This window comes from Sphingomonas hylomeconis, from assembly GCF_025370105.1.
GTDB classification, from domain to species: Bacteria; Pseudomonadota; Alphaproteobacteria; order Sphingomonadales; family Sphingomonadaceae; genus Sphingomonas; species Sphingomonas hylomeconis.
Genome location: NZ_JANQBK010000019.1, coordinates 78,636 through 92,334 on the forward strand (window position 1 = coordinate 78,636; position 13,699 = coordinate 92,334).

Sequence of the window (13,699 nt, forward strand, 5' to 3'; positions counted from 1 at the left end):
AACCGAATCTGGTTAAAAAGCTCTTGATAGTATAGGCTTGGCCTGCGAGAATCCCGGCTATGGCCAAGCGTTCAACTGTTTCGACGATGCTCCGCGGCGCGGCCGTGCCGGCGGTGGTGGTGATCGTCATCGTCGGCCTGGGCGCGTATACCGTGCTCGGGCCGAACGGCGCGCGCGCTTATGGCGAGGTCAAGCGGCAGCTCAGCGTGCGCGACGTGCAGCTGGCGGCGCTCAAGACCAAGCGGGCGGAATGGCAGAACAAGGTGGCGCTGCTCGATCCCAAGCGCGCCGATCCCGACATGGTGGACGAGCTGACGCGCGAAAAGTTGAACGTCGTGCATCCCGACGAGGTCATCGTTCCGCTGAATTGACGCGGGCGGGGGGGCGTTCGCCTTCACTTTTCGCCTTTTTCCTTCTTACTTCCCCGGCGAAGGCCGGGGCCCAGTCGCGGGACAGAAGTGAAGTAGCGTTGCGTTTCGTTACCATCGTCGTGCGACTGGGCCCCGGCCTTCGCCGGGGAACGTATAAAAACGGCGGCGCCTCCGATCGGAAGCGCCGCCCCTTCTTCGTCAGGCAGTTAGCCAGCGATCAACTGCGCCTCGTGGTCCGTCGCCGCGCCGGTCCGTCCGCGACCCAGGAAGGTCAGCAGGTCGTTGGTGAAGCGGTCGCTCTCCGTCACGGTCAGGCCGTGCGGCGCACCGTCATATTCGACGAGCTGCGACTGGGCGATGCCCTTTGCCGCCGCGCGGCCGGTGGGGTCGATCGGCACGGTCTTGTCGGCGGTGCCGTGAACCACCAGCGTCGGCACGCGGAACGCGGCAAGGTCGCCGCGGAAGTCGGTATGGCCGAAGGATTCGGCGCAGCCGAGGATCGGCTTGAGCCCGCCCTGCATGGCCAGGCGCCAGGCCCAGTCAACCGTCTGGCTGCTCACCGGCGAGGAAATGAACCCGACGCCGAAGAAATCCTGCAGGAAGCTGTGGAAGAAGCCGGGGCGATCCTTCTTGATGCCGTCGCCGATCGCCTGGAGCTGATCCTCGGGCACGCCGTGCGGATTGTCCTCGGTCTTGAGCATATAGGGCACGACCGAGGAGATCAGCCCGGCGCCGATCACGCCTTTGCCCTCGTGCCGGCTCATATAGCGCGCGACCTCGCCACCACCCATCGAGAAGCCGACGATCGTCGCGTCGTCCGCGCCGGTCTGCTCGAGCACGTCGGCAAGATCGTCCGACAGCGTGTCATAGTCATAGCCGGTCCAGGGCTGGCCGGAGCGGCCGAAGCCGCGGCGGTCATAGGCGATCGCGCGGAATCCCGCCTCGGCGAGTGCCATGGCCTGCGCGTCCCAGCTGTCGGCCGACAAGGGCCAGCCGTGGATCAGCACCACCGGGCGGCCGCTGCCCCAATCCTTGACGTAGAGATCGGTGCCGTCGCGTGTCTTGATATAGGGCATGGAGTGTCTCCGCTTGAACTCGCTGTGCCAACGGATCGTTTGCGCGCGCGGTTCCGGCCGCTCGACGCGTCAGCTGACCGGACTGGCCGGCTGCATGTCGTCGGCCTCGTCGGCCTTGGGATTGCGGATCGAGGGGCGCAGGCGGGCAAGGCTGCACAGGCCGGCCACGAAGGCGAGCCCGGCGGCCACCAGCGGCGGCACGATGCCGCTGCCGATGCCGAGTGCCAGCAGCGCGGCGACCAAGGTCGCGCCGGTGGTCTGGCCGACCAGCCGCACCGTCGACACCAGGCCGCCGGCGGCGGCGGCGCGCTCGCGCGGGGCGCTGCCGATGATCAGCCGGGCGTTGGGCGGCAGGAACGTGCCGAAGCCCGAGCCGCACAGCGCCATGCGCCAGGCGACGTCGAACAGGCTGGGGTCGGGGGGCAGGAAGGCGAGCAGCAGCAGCGCGGTGATCGAGATGACCATGCCGATCCCGCCGAGCAGCCCGGCAGGGACGCGGTCCGACAGCCAGCCGGCAAGCGGCGCGACGATCATGTTGGTCGCCGGCCAGGGCGCGATCGCGGCGCCGATCAGCGCCGGGCTGAAGCCGAGCGCGCCGAGCCGGAACGGCGTCGACAGCAGCAGCGTCATCGAGGCGATGAACGCAGTATAGGCGCCGATCGCGGACAGCGCGAGCACCGGGCGGGAGAGCAGGTCGATCGGCAGGATCGGATCGGGCTCGTGGCGTTCGCGCCGCACGAAATAGACGCCGATCGCCGCGCCGATCAGCACGATCGCAGCGGAGATAACGGGCGAATCGCCGTGCACGCTCGATTCGAGCCCGCCGATCACCAGCCCGAACATCGCCGCGCACATCACCGCGCCGATCACGTCGAAGCGGGTTTCGCGTGGTTCGGGATCGGGCAGCGCACGGCCGAGCGCCAGCGAGACAAGCGCGAACGGCACCGCGCTGGCGAACACCCAGGGCCAGGGCGCGAAGGACAGGATCAGCCCGCCGATCGTCGGCGCGGCGGCGGCGCTGCTCGACACGATCACCGAATTGATGCCGAGGCCGCGGCCGAGTTGCCGGGCCGGGTAGGTCTGGCGGATCAGCGCCGAGGACACGCTGAGCGCCGCCGCCGCGCCGATTGCCTGGAACGCGCGGACGATGAGCAGGAATGGCAGGCTCTTGGCGAAGAAGCACAGGATCGTGGCGATGGTGAAGACCAGCTGGCCGAGCTGGTACATCTTCTTCAGCCCGATACGGTCGCCGAGCCCGGCAAAGGGCAGGAGCAGCATGACGAGGGTCAGCTGATAGATCGTGACCACCGCGACGACGGCGCTGCTGTCGACCTTCAGGTCGCGCGCGATCGTCGGCAGCGCGACGGTGGCGACCGCGCCGTCGATGATGATGAGCGCGGTGCCACAGCACAAGGCGCCGATCGCCAGCAGGCGACGCGGCATGGGAAGACCGTCGAGCATGGCGGCCCGCTTACGCTTCTCGCCCCCGATCGCAAGTCATGGCCGCCAATCGGGCGGGGCAAGCTCGAACCCGGCGAAATCGAACGCCGGGGTGACGACGCAGCTGACCAGGGCCCAACCGCGATCGGCCTCGGCCGCCTGCCAGGCGTGCGGCGGGACCAGCGCCTGCGCGCTGTGCCCGGCCAGGATGTCCGGCCCGAGCCGGTGCGTCGCCGTCGTGCTGTCATGGATCATTAAGGCCAACGGGCTGCCGGCGTGCCACAGCCACAGTTCGGCAGCATCGACGCGGTGCCAGTGCGAGCGCTGCCCGGCCTCGAGCAGGAACAGGATTGCGGTGGCGAGGCCGCGGCCGCCGTCCGGCGCGGGCTGGCGGAACGTCTCGCGGAACCAGCCCCCTTCGGGATGCGGGGCGAGGTGCAGTGCCGCGATCAGCGCATTGGGGTCGCTCAAGACACGGGCATCCGATGGGTCCATTTTGCGAAAGACAGCGTTTACCGTAAAGCTTCTTGCTGCAGTGCAGCGCAAACGGTAGGTTCGCCGAATGACCGATACCATGACCGCTGAGCGGCCGCCCGTCCAGACGCCCACGACGACACCGACGGTGTTCGAGGCGATCGTGCGCAAGATGTGCCTGTCGGCAACCTACAACAAGGTTGAGATGACGCTTGCGCCGCATGTCATCTACACCAAGCATGACGAGCTGTTCATCGATGCCGAGGTGCTGGCGCGCGATGGCAAGCCGCCCAAGGAGCCCAAGATGGGCACGTTCAAGCTGATCGGCCTGACCGCACTCCGCATCACGCCGCGCGCGTTCAAGGTCAGCAGCCTGTTCGACCAGGGCAGCTTCAAATATGCCGACACCACGCTGATGGCGGTCGAGCCGGACTGACCGGTTCGCCCTGCGGACGCGCCATATCGCGCAAACCCCAGGGGACGCTGTGCTATCCGGTCGGCCTACAGCGCGATACCGAGGCGTGGCGCGAGCGCGACCATGGCGAGATACAGCGTCACGGTGAGTGCGCAGCGGAGCATGAGCGCCATCCAGAACGGCGCGCCGGCGCGGAGCAGCGCGGGAATGGCGAGAAACATCGGCAGCGAGGGCAGCACGTACCAGAAGGTCGCCTGCGCATGCGCGGCCGTGGTGACGGGATCCGGCTTGTCGCGCCACAGCCAGATCATGCCGAGCACCGAGACCAGTGGCAGTGAGGCGATCAGCGCGCCAAAGCCGGGATAGCGTTTGGCCACTTCCGAGGCGGCGGCGATCAGGATGCCGGAAATGCCGGCTTTCAGTGCGAGATAGAACATGGCGCCGGTATCGCCCGCACCGTCAAGGCGGGCAACCGCAAAGCGGGGAGGGGGCGCGCCCCTCCCCAAGGCCGCTTAGCGGCAGACGGTGACGCGGCGATGGTTGCGATAGATCACGCGGCACGGCCGGCGATTGTTGTTGTTCCAGCCATTGTGGCGGCGGTTGTTGTTCCAGCCGTTATGACGGCCATTGTTGCGCCAGCGGCGATCGTTGCGACGGTTGTCGTGGCGATCGTAGCGGCGATCGTCGCGACGGTAATCCCGGCGATCGCCGCGGCGATCATCGCGGAAGCCGTCGCGGCGATCGATCTGGCTGTAGCCGTCGTGGCGCTGTGCCGATGCCTCGGTCGAGACGCCGATCCCGACGAACATCAAGGCGGCGGCGATCAGATGGGTGAACTTCACTGGAGAATTCCTCTCGCGGCCCGGGCTGGGCCATGGGGATGGGGTACGCGCCGCCGCGCGTATCGTTCCTGAATGGGGGTGTAGGGCTAGGTACATGTTCGAGCCGCGCCCCGGAGCGCGCGGCGCCGGTTCACGCGCTGCAGACGTCCTCAGCCCTCGCCCACTGTCACGAAACTATCCATCACCCGCTTGCGGCCGGCGCTTTCGAAATCGATCTCCAGCTTGTTGCCTTCGATCAGCGCGATCGCGCCATAGCCGAACTTCTGGTGGAACACGCGCATGCCCACCGACACGTCGTCGCGGCCCTTGTTGCCCAGGCTGACCGCGCTGGCCCGCGCCTCGACGACGCGCGAGGGTTCGCGCGAGAAGGTGCGGCTGGTGAAGGCGCCGCCGGGTTTGGCGGGGTCGACGCCCGGCGACAGGCCGGCGGCGCGTTGCCAGCCGGGGCCACGGCCGCTGCCGCGGGCGACATCGGCGAACGGATCGGCGCGTTCGGACCAGTTGGCGCGCCACAGGCTCTCGCCGCCGGACATGGTGTTTTCGGATTCGATATGGACGTCGGGCAACTCGCCGACGAAGCGCGACGGGATGGAACTGGTCCACTGCCCGTAAATGCGGCGGTTGGCGGCGTGGATGATGATCGCCTTCCGCCTGGCGCGGGTGATCGCGACATAGGCCAGGCGGCGTTCCTCCTCGAGGCTGGCGAGGCCGCCTTCGTCCAAGGAGCGCTGCGACGGGAACAGGCCCTCTTCCCAGCCGACCAGGAACACGGTGTCGTATTCCAGCCCCTTGGCAGCGTGGATCGTCATGATCGTGACCTTGGGATCCTCGGCATTGCTCTCGTTATCCATGACGAGGCTGACATGTTCGAGGAACGCGCCGAGATTTTCATACTCCTCCATCGCGCGGACGAGTTCGGTGAGGTTCTCCAGCCGGCCGGCGGCCTCGGCGGACTTCTCCGCCTGCCACATCGCGGTATAGCCGCTTTCGTCCAAAACGATGCGGGCGAGCTCGGGATGCGGCAGCTCGCCGGCCATGCTGCGCCAGCGCGCCATGTCGCCGACGAGATTGCCGAGCGTACGCCGCGCGGCGCCGGTCAGCTCGTCGGTATCGAGGATGCGCGCGGCGGCGGTGGTCAGCGGGATGGCCTGCGCGCGGGCGAGCTGGTGGACCTTCTGCACCGCCTTGTCGCCGAGGCCGCGCTTGGGCACGTTGACGATGCGTTCGAACGCAAGATCGTCGGCCGGCTGCGCGACGACGCGCAGATACGCCAGCGCATCGCGGATTTCGGCGCGTTCGTAGAAGCGAAAACCGCCGACGATGCGGTAGGGCAGGCCGATCGAGATGAAGCGGTCCTCGAACTCGCGCGTCTGGTGCTGCGCGCGGACCAGGATGGCGATTTCGTCGAGTGACTTGCCGGCGCGCTTGCACGTCTCGATCTCGTCGCCGACGCGCCGCGCTTCCTCAGGCCCGTCCCACACGCCGAGCACCTTGACCTTCTCGCCGACGTCGAGCTCGGTCCACAATTGCTTGCCCAGGCGGCCGCTATTGTTGGCGATCACGCCCGAGGCGGCACCCAGGATATGCGGCGTGGAGCGGTAATTCTGCTCCAGCCGGATCACCTTCGCGCCGGGGAAATCCTTTTCGAACTTGAGGATGTTCTCGACCTGCGCGCCGCGCCAGGAATAGATCGACTGATCATCGTCGCCGACGCAGCAGATGTTTTTGCGCTCCTGCGCGAGCAGCCGCAGCCAGAGATACTGGACGCTGTTGGTATCCTGATATTCGTCCACCATGATATATTTGAAGCGCTGCTGATAATCGGCGAGCACCGCGCGATCGGTCTTCAGGATGACCAGCATGTGCAGCAGCAGATCGCCGAAATCGCACGCATTGAGCGTCTTCAGCCGGTCCTGGTACGCGGCATACATTTCGCCGCCGCGGCCATTGGCGTAGAGCTCGCTTTCGCCCGCATCGATATCGGCGGGGACCAGGCCCTTGTTCTTCCAGCCGTCGATCAGCCCGGCGAGCGCACGCGCCGGCCAGCGTTTCTCGTCGAGATCGGCGGCGAGAATCAGCTGCTTCAAGAGCCGCAACTGATCGTCGGTATCGAGGATGGTGAAATTGCTCTGCAGCCCGACCAGCTCGGCATGGCGGCGCAGCATCTTGGCGCCGATCGCGTGGAACGTGCCGAGCCAGGGCATGCCTTCGACCACGTCGCCGACGAGATTGCCGACGCGGTGCTTCATCTCGCGCGCCGCCTTGTTGGTGAAGGTGACGCTGAGGATCTCGCTCGGCCAGGCCTTTTTGGTGAACAGCAGATGGCCAAGCCGCGCGGTGAGCGCGGCGGTCTTGCCGGTGCCGGCGCCGGCCAGGACCAGCACCGGGCCCTCGGTGGTCAGCACGGCCTCGCGCTGGGGCGTGTTCAGGCCGCGGAGATAGGGCGGGTCTTGCGGGGAGGGCGCGGGGAGGGACATTCGTGAACAGGTAGGGAACGAGCCCGCCAAGGGCAACCGCATCGTGCATGTTCGCGGCGCCGACGATCGTTGCGCGCGATCGGGCGGCGAGAGGACACTTTTAGCGGCCGCGTCAACGTCGGCATCTTGCCAGATGTCGCGCGATATGAAACAAACGAGGAACAAAGTGGGGGAGAGTCAAGATGACGGTGACCGGGGGATGCCGCTGCGGCGCGGTACGATATGTGGCCGAGGGAATGCCGGAGCATCACGCGCTGTGCCATTGCACCGCGTGCCGCCGGTCGGCCGGGGCATGGATGGTCGGCTGGGCGCTGTTCGCCCGCGATGCCGTGACGATCACCGGGACGCCGATCCGGTACAATTCCTCCGGCGACGTCCAGCGCCATTTCTGCGGAACGTGCGGCACCGGCCTGTTTTTCGAAAGCGAATCGGTCTTCCCCGGCAAGATCGATATTCAGAGCGGCTCGTTCGACGATTCCGCGGCAATGCCGCCGACGGCGCGCATCCAGATGGCGGATGCGCCGCATTGGCTCCGGGACCTGAACGGGCTGCCGGCATTCGAGCGCTATCCTGGCGAATGACCGGGCGGTGTGACGCGAGCGTCATGCTCACGTCACACCGCCGTCTTGGGCGCGTCACGCGAAGGCCGTAGCGGCGACCTCGAACAACGGGGGGACGCGGCATGGCGAACTTGAAGCTGCATCGGGCAACGGTGAAGAAGGTCGGGGCGGCCGTCCATCAGCATGACGGCGGCAGCAAGGCGGGCATGCTGGAGCGCGCGTTCACGTTCGCGTTTCGCGGCCTGGTCTATGCGCAGATCTGGGAAGACCCGGTGGTCGACATGGAAGCGCTGGCGATCACGCCCGACTGCCATGTCGTGACGATCGCCAGTGGCGGTTGCAATGTGCTGTCCTACCTCACCGCCGATCCGGCGCGGATTACCGCCGTCGATCTCAACACCGCGCATGTCGCGCTGGGCCGGCTGAAGGTAGCGGCGGCACAGCATCTGCCGGCCGCGGCGTTTCACCGCTTCTTCGGCGAGGCCGACAGCCGGAGCAATGTCCGCGTCTATCAGGACCTGCTGCGGCCGCATCTCGATGCGGTGACGCAGCGGTATTGGGAAGGACGCGACCTGATCGGCCGGCGGCGGATCCGCGGCTTCGCCTCGAACATCTACAAGCGCGGCCTGCTCGGCAGCTTCATCGGCAGCGCGCATCTCGTCGCCCGGCTGTACGGGATCGATCCGCGCGAGATCCTGGCCGCGGAGACGATCAAGGAGCAGCGGCGCGTGTTCGAGACGCGCCTGGCACCGGTGTTCGACAAGGGCTTCGTGCGCTGGCTGATGGATCAGCCGGCGTCGCTGTTCGGGCTGGGGATTCCGCCGGCGCAATATGCCGCCTTGTCCAATGACGATCCCGGCGGGATCCGCGCGGTGCTGCGCGGGCGGCTGGAAAAGCTCGCCTGCGATTTTCCGGTGGGCGACAATTATTTCGCGCAGCAGGCGTTCGGGCGCCGCTACGCGCCGGGCGCCGGGCGATCGGTGCCGCCCTATCTCGAGCCGGCGCATCATGCCGATATCGCCGCCCGCGCCGGGCGGATCGATTTCCTGCATGCCAATCTTGCCGAGCATCTCGCCGGCCTGCCTGCAGCGACGCGGGATCGCTACATCCTGCTGGACGCGCAGGACTGGATGACCGACGCGCAGCTGAATGCGCTGTGGCGCGAGATCACGCGCACCGCCAGGCCGGGCGCGCGCGTGCTGTTTCGCACCGCCGCGGCGCCGACGCTGCTGCCGGGCCGCGTCGACGACGCGCTGCTCGATCGCTGGCAGTATCGCGCCGCGGAATCGCTCGATTTCACCGCGCGCGATCGATCCTCGATCTATGGCGGCGTGCATCTCTACGTGCTGAAAGGCTGACGCGGTGGCAGCGCAAGCGGCGCGCATGGACGCGATCTATGCACGGCAGCGGCATTTCTACGATCTGACGCGCAAATATTACCTGCTCGGGCGTGATCGACTGATCGCCGAGCTCGATCTGGCGGATGGGGAGAGCGTGATCGAGATCGGCTGCGGCACGGCGCGTAATCTGATCGCCGTGGCCAAAGCATGGCCCGGTGCGCGCTGTTTCGGGCTCGATCTGTCGGCGGAGATGCTGATCACGGCGCGGGCGAACGTCGCGCGGGCTGGGCTCGGCGACCGGATCGTACTGGCGGAGGCCGATGCCACCGGCTTCGATCCGGACGCGCTGTTCGGCGAAGCGGCGTTCGATCGGGTGATGCTGTCCTACACGCTATCGATGATTCCCGATTGGCGCGCGGCGCTGACGCAGGCGGCGATGGTGGCGCGCGGCAGGGTGGATTGCGTCGATTTCGGGCAGCAGGAACGTTTGCCGGCGGCGTTCCGGCGCGGACTGTTCGCGTGGCTGGCCAGGTTCGACGTGACGCCGCGCGCGGACCTGGCGGCGGCGCTGGACGAGGTCGCCGCGCGGCAGGCGTGGCGGGCGAGCCTTACGCCGCGCTATCGCGGCTATGCCTGGGCAGGACGGCTCGAGCGGGGGGATGGGTAGCGCCGAGGGCGCGGGTGCCGACCCGCGCTGTCATCAATTCGTCATCAAGTTGTCACGAACACGCGCGAAGGCGATCCCATCATGGCCACACACGCTATCGCCGCTGCACAGCGGCCCCTCGACGCGCCCGGATCGCGGTTCGATCGTCCGGTCCCGGCAGTCGCCCGGACTCTCTTCCTTTCGGCGCTGATCGGCGGGTTCGCCTATGCCGGATGGAGCGTGTTCGTCGACACGCGGCAGGTCGGCGAAAGCCTCGCGCTCGGCGTGTTCGCATTCCTCGCGTTGGCGCTGCTGATCGCTTTGGGCTTCGAATTCGTCAACGGCTTCCACGACACGGCAAACGCCGTCGCGACGGTGATCTACACCAATTCGATGCCCGCCTATGCCGCGGTCGTCTGGTCGGGCTTCTTCAATTTCCTCGGCGTGATGCTGTCGACCGGCGCGGTTGCCTATTCGATCATCACGCTGCTGCCGGTCGATCTGATCCTCAATGTCGGGAGCAGCGGCGGCTTCGCGATGCTCTTCTCGCTGCTGCTCGCGGCCGTGCTGTGGAACCTGGCGACCTGGTATATCGGCCTGCCCAACAGTTCGAGCCACACGCTGATCGGCTCGATCCTGGGCGTCGGCGTGGCCAATCAATTGCTGTCGGGCGGCAGCGCCGGCGGCACTGCCGGGGTCGAATGGAGCCAGGCGACCAAGGTGCTGACCGGACTGTGGATGGCGCCGCTGATCGGCTTCGCCGCGGCGATGGCGCTGCTGTTCGTGATGAAGCTGGTGGTGCGCAAGCCCGCTTTGTACGCCCCACCGGTGGAAGGCGCGCCGCCGCCCAAGGGCATCCGCGCGCTGCTGATTTTCACCTGCACCGCGGTCAGCTTCGCGCATGGCGGCAATGACGGGCAGAAGGGCATGGGGCTGATCATGCTGATCCTGATCGGCTGCGCGCCGACCGCCTATGCGCTCAACCGCACGCTGCCGAGCAGTGCCACGCCGGCGTTCGTCGCCGCCGCCAATGGCGCCGGCGCGACATTCGATGCGAAATCGGGCGGGCTGGAGATTCCGCTGGTCGCCGCGCGCGGCGTGCTGACCGATGCGTTGCAGGCCAAGAAGGTCGACAGCCCGCAGGTCTATGGCGCGGTCGAGACGGTCTCGCGCGATCTCGCGGTGCGCGTCGGCGGGTACGGCGCGCTCAGCAACGTGCCGGCCGAGGCGACGCACAATGTGCGCAACGACATGTATCTGCTGCTCGACACGACCAAGCTGATGACCAAGGCCAAGGATGCCGAGACGCGCTTCTCGGCGCAGGAACTCGAGAGCATCGGCGCCTATCAGGGCATGCTCGAACAAGGCACAAGGTTCATTCCGCTGTGGGTCAAGATCACGGTGGCGATCGCACTCGGGCTCGGCACGATGGTCGGCTGGAAGCGGATCGTGATCACGGTCGGCGAGAAGATCGGCAAGAGCCACATGACCTACGGCATGGGCGCTTCGGCGGAGCTGGTCGCCGCCACGGTGATCCTGCTCGCCGAGCGGTTCGGGCTGCCGGTCTCGACCACGCATATCCTGACCTCCGGCGTCGCCGGCGCTTCGGTGGCGAACGGGCAGGGGCTGCAGATGCGCACGATCCGCAACATGGCGCTGGCCTGGGTGATGACGTTGCCGGCGGCGATGCTGCTGTCGGGCGGGCTGTATTGGTTGCTGCTGAGCCTCGTGCGGGCAAACGGCGGGAGTTGAGGGTAACCACCCGCGATGCACCACCCCGGCGCACGCCGGGGCCCAGTCGCAAAGGCTGGAGTAACTTTGCGCAACGCTCGCCAACCTCTGTTTCCCAACTGGGCCCCGGCGTCCGCCGGGGTGGTCGTCATGGGAATGGGAAGCGGCTTGACCCGTCCGCGCGATAGCGCGACGCAGGGGGCATGACCGCTTCCGCCAGCCCGATGCGCGCGCATCGCCGCATCCTGACCGCCAGCCTGATCGGCACGTCGGTCGAATTCTACGATTTCTATATCTATGCCACGGCGGCCGCGCTCGTCTTCGGGCCGCTATTCTTCCCGGCGGAAAGCCAGTCGGCGCAGCTGATGCTGTCTTATGCCAGCTTCGGGCTGGCGTTCTTCGCGCGGCCGCTGGGCGCCGCGGTGTTCGGCCATTTCGGCGATCGGCTGGGGCGTAAATCCACGCTGGTCGCGTCGCTGATGCTGATGGGCGGGGCGACCGTCGCGATCGCGTTCCTGCCGGGCTATGCGCAGGTCGGCTGGATCGCGCCGCTGCTGCTGTGCCTCCTGCGCTTCGCGCAAGGCTTCGGCCTGGGCGGCGAATGGGGTGGGGCGAGCCTGCTCGCGGTGGAGAATGCGCCGCCGGGGTACGAGAATCGCTACGGCATGTTCCCGCCGCTGGGCGCGCCGATCGGGTTCATCGCCGCGAACGGCTTCTTTCTGCTGCTCGGCGCCGTGCTGACCGACGCGCAGTTCCGCGACTGGGGATGGCGCGTGCCGTTCCTGGCCAGCGCGATCCTCGTCGGCCTGGGCCTGTGGGTGCGCCTGAAGCTGACCGAAACGCCGGCGTTCCGCGAGGCGGCGGCGCACGACGCGCTGCCCAAGGTGCCGATCGCGACCTTGTTCCGATCGCATCTGCGCCCGACGATCGCGGGCACGGTGGGGGTGATCGCCTGTTTCGCCCTGTTCTATCTGACCACGGCGTTCGCGCTGAGCTATGGCACGACGACCTTGGGGCATGGGCGACAGGCGTTTCTCGGGCTGGAGATCGCCGCGATCCTGTTCCTCGCGCTGGGCGTGATCGTGTCCTGCACGCTGGCCGATCGCACCGGCGCGCAGGCGATGTTGCGCTGGGGCTTTGCCGGCTGCGTGCTTTCCGGGCTGCTGATGGGGCCGATGCTGGGCGCGGCAAGCCTGTGGGTGGTGTTCGCCTGGCTGGCGGGATCGCTGTTCGCGATGGGCTTCTGCTACGGGCCGCTGGGTGGCTGGCTGCCGTCGCTGTTCGACGCCGGAGTGCGCTATACCGGCGTGTCGATCACGTTCAACCTGGGCGGCATCTTCGGCGGCGCGCTGGCGCCGATCGCGGCGCAGGCGCTGGCCGAGCGCGGCGGGCTGGGGCTGGTCGGGGCGTATCTGGTCGTCGCGGGGGTGCTGAGTTTGATGGGGTTGATGATCTTGCGGTCAGGGCCCAGGCGCCCGACCGCTCGATAGCCTTTATCGGTATCCTGGGCGTGGCAATGGCGCTTTGCAATCGGCCGTCACCCCTGCGAAGGCAGGGGCCTATCGCTCTCTCCCCCGTAACCGCCGCTTGTGGAAGCAGTGATCGGCCCCTGCCTTCGCAGGGGTGACGGATCTCGAAGGGCCCGCCGTCGCGCCGGGGAACTCAGAGCGCGCGCAGGATGGTCAGCTTGGCCTTGCCCGACTGGCGCTCGACATCGATCTCGAAGCCGTCGACCGCGATCTTCTCGTCCTTCGCGGTTTCGATGCTGATCCAGGTCGCCGGGGCGGTCCACCCCAGTCGCGCCAGCTTGTCGAGCGCGACCGCGCCGGCGCCGGTGCCGTAAGGCGGGTCCATCAGGATCAGGTCGAGCGGCTGGGTGACGCGGGCCAGCGCCAGCACGGACTGCGCGCGGACATCGGCGGTGGCGCCGAGCTTGGCGAGATTGGCGCGCAAGGCATCCAGCGCCGGCTTGTCCTGCTCGACGAACACGCAGGAGGCCGCACCGCGCGACAGCGCCTCGAGCCCGAGTGCGCCCGAGCCGGCGAACAGATCGGCGACCGCCAGCTCCTCGAAGCTGCCGAGTCGGCTGGTCAGCATCGAAAACAGCGTCTCGCGCGTGCGATCGGCGGTGGGGCGGGTGGCGTCGCCCTTGGGCGCGACGATCTGGCGACCGCGCCACTGGCCTGAAATGATCCGCATGACTTATTTCCGATTACGAGGAGGGGCGCCACGCGGCGCGCCACCGCCGGTCGGGCGGGGGCCGCTTTTCGGCGTGGGGCGCGAGGAGGTGCGCGCCGGGCGCGCGGCATCGCCCGCGGCGCGCGGCG

The 13,699-nt window shown here is 67.7% G+C and carries 14 protein-coding genes; 7 read left to right on the top strand and 7 right to left on the bottom strand.

Translation table 11 applies throughout. From position 1 onward, the window contains the following. Positions 1-59: 59 nt before the first annotated feature. On the top strand, positions 60-371 hold the full coding sequence (locus NV401_RS17870) for an FtsB family cell division protein (protein ID WP_261295813.1): 312 nt from the start codon (positions 60-62) through the stop codon (positions 369-371). Positions 372-577: 206 nt separating this feature from the next. Here NV401_RS17870 and NV401_RS17875 read toward each other — a convergent pair whose 3' ends face one another. The 3 genes from NV401_RS17875 to NV401_RS17885 form a co-directional block, all read right to left on the bottom strand. Then, positions 578-1,447, bottom strand: coding sequence for an alpha/beta fold hydrolase (locus NV401_RS17875; protein ID WP_261295814.1), 870 nt, complete (start codon positions 1,445-1,447; stop codon positions 578-580). Between the two features lie 69 nt (positions 1,448-1,516). Next, a complete protein-coding gene (locus NV401_RS17880) occupies positions 1,517-2,908 on the bottom strand; it encodes an MFS transporter (RefSeq protein ID WP_261295815.1) in 1,392 nt (463 codons plus the stop codon). 36 nt (positions 2,909-2,944) lie between these two features. Next, the gene (locus tag NV401_RS17885) at positions 2,945-3,358 is read right to left on the bottom strand and encodes a cupin domain-containing protein (RefSeq protein WP_380816512.1); all 414 of its coding nucleotides are present in this window, start codon (positions 3,356-3,358) and stop codon (positions 2,945-2,947) included. Positions 3,359-3,449: 91 nt separating this feature from the next. Here NV401_RS17885 and NV401_RS17890 point away from each other — a divergent pair, with 91 nt between their 5' ends. Next, positions 3,450-3,797, top strand: a complete 348-nt coding sequence (locus NV401_RS17890) for a hypothetical protein (protein ID WP_261295817.1) — start codon at positions 3,450-3,452, stop codon at positions 3,795-3,797. Between the two features lie 65 nt (positions 3,798-3,862). Here the strand turns inward: NV401_RS17890 and NV401_RS17895 are convergent, their stop codons facing one another. The 3 genes from NV401_RS17895 to NV401_RS17905 form a co-directional block, all read right to left on the bottom strand. Further along, complete coding sequence (locus NV401_RS17895; protein WP_261295818.1) at positions 3,863-4,213, bottom strand: DUF3147 family protein; 351 nt, start codon at positions 4,211-4,213, stop codon at positions 3,863-3,865. Between the two features lie 75 nt (positions 4,214-4,288). Next, positions 4,289-4,618, bottom strand: a complete 330-nt coding sequence (locus tag NV401_RS17900) for a hypothetical protein (RefSeq protein ID WP_261295819.1) — start codon at positions 4,616-4,618, stop codon at positions 4,289-4,291. A 149-nt stretch (positions 4,619-4,767) separates the two neighbouring features. Then, entirely contained in the window at positions 4,768-7,095 is a 2,328-nt protein-coding gene (locus NV401_RS17905) for an ATP-dependent helicase (protein ID WP_261295820.1), read from the bottom strand. Between the two features lie 182 nt (positions 7,096-7,277). On the opposite strand from NV401_RS17905, the gene NV401_RS17910 reads away from it, so the two are divergent. From NV401_RS17910 to NV401_RS17930, 5 genes are all read left to right on the top strand, one after another. Further along, complete coding sequence (locus NV401_RS17910; RefSeq protein WP_261295821.1) at positions 7,278-7,676, top strand: GFA family protein; 399 nt, start codon at positions 7,278-7,280, stop codon at positions 7,674-7,676. Between the two features lie 101 nt (positions 7,677-7,777). Then, positions 7,778-9,013, top strand: a complete 1,236-nt coding sequence (locus NV401_RS17915; RefSeq protein WP_261295822.1) for a DUF3419 family protein — start codon at positions 7,778-7,780, stop codon at positions 9,011-9,013. A gap of 25 nt (positions 9,014-9,038) precedes the next feature. Further along, positions 9,039-9,662: a class I SAM-dependent methyltransferase gene (locus NV401_RS17920; RefSeq protein WP_261295830.1), complete on the top strand. Its 624-nt coding sequence runs from the start codon at positions 9,039-9,041 to the stop codon at positions 9,660-9,662. A gap of 81 nt (positions 9,663-9,743) precedes the next feature. Beyond that, positions 9,744-11,393, top strand: a complete 1,650-nt coding sequence (locus tag NV401_RS17925; protein ID WP_261295823.1) for an inorganic phosphate transporter — start codon at positions 9,744-9,746, stop codon at positions 11,391-11,393. A 182-nt stretch (positions 11,394-11,575) separates the two neighbouring features. Next, positions 11,576-12,862, top strand: a complete 1,287-nt coding sequence (locus tag NV401_RS17930) for an MFS transporter (protein ID WP_261295824.1) — start codon at positions 11,576-11,578, stop codon at positions 12,860-12,862. 172 nt (positions 12,863-13,034) lie between these two features. On the opposite strand, the gene rsmD is transcribed toward NV401_RS17930, so the two are convergent. After that, a complete protein-coding gene (gene rsmD / locus NV401_RS17935) occupies positions 13,035-13,571 on the bottom strand; it encodes a 16S rRNA (guanine(966)-N(2))-methyltransferase RsmD (RefSeq protein WP_261295825.1) in 537 nt (178 codons plus the stop codon). Between the last annotated feature and the right edge of the window lie 128 nt (positions 13,572-13,699).

Bases quoted from the DNA above. Each gene is read 5' to 3' on its own strand.
- NV401_RS17930 (WP_261295824.1), top strand. From the start codon at position 11,576: ATGACCGCTTCCGCCAGCCCGATGCGCGCGCATCGCCGCATCCTGACC.
- NV401_RS17920 (WP_261295830.1), top strand. From the start codon at position 9,039: ATGGACGCGATCTATGCACGGCAGCGGCATTTCTACGATCTGACGCGC.
- NV401_RS17890 (WP_261295817.1), top strand. From the start codon at position 3,450: ATGACCGATACCATGACCGCTGAGCGGCCGCCCGTCCAGACGCCCACG.
- NV401_RS17895 (WP_261295818.1), bottom strand. From the start codon at position 4,213: ATGTTCTATCTCGCACTGAAAGCCGGCATTTCCGGCATCCTGATCGCC.
- NV401_RS17910 (WP_261295821.1), top strand. From the start codon at position 7,278: ATGACGGTGACCGGGGGATGCCGCTGCGGCGCGGTACGATATGTGGCC.
- NV401_RS17925 (WP_261295823.1), top strand. From the start codon at position 9,744: ATGGCCACACACGCTATCGCCGCTGCACAGCGGCCCCTCGACGCGCCC.
- NV401_RS17880 (WP_261295815.1), bottom strand. From the start codon at position 2,908: ATGCTCGACGGTCTTCCCATGCCGCGTCGCCTGCTGGCGATCGGCGCC.
- NV401_RS17870 (WP_261295813.1), top strand. From the start codon at position 60: ATGGCCAAGCGTTCAACTGTTTCGACGATGCTCCGCGGCGCGGCCGTG.
- NV401_RS17905 (WP_261295820.1), bottom strand. From the start codon at position 7,095: ATGTCCCTCCCCGCGCCCTCCCCGCAAGACCCGCCCTATCTCCGCGGC.
- rsmD (WP_261295825.1), bottom strand. From the start codon at position 13,571: ATGCGGATCATTTCAGGCCAGTGGCGCGGTCGCCAGATCGTCGCGCCC.
- NV401_RS17915 (WP_261295822.1), top strand. From the start codon at position 7,778: ATGGCGAACTTGAAGCTGCATCGGGCAACGGTGAAGAAGGTCGGGGCG.
- NV401_RS17875 (WP_261295814.1), bottom strand. From the start codon at position 1,447: ATGCCCTATATCAAGACACGCGACGGCACCGATCTCTACGTCAAGGAT.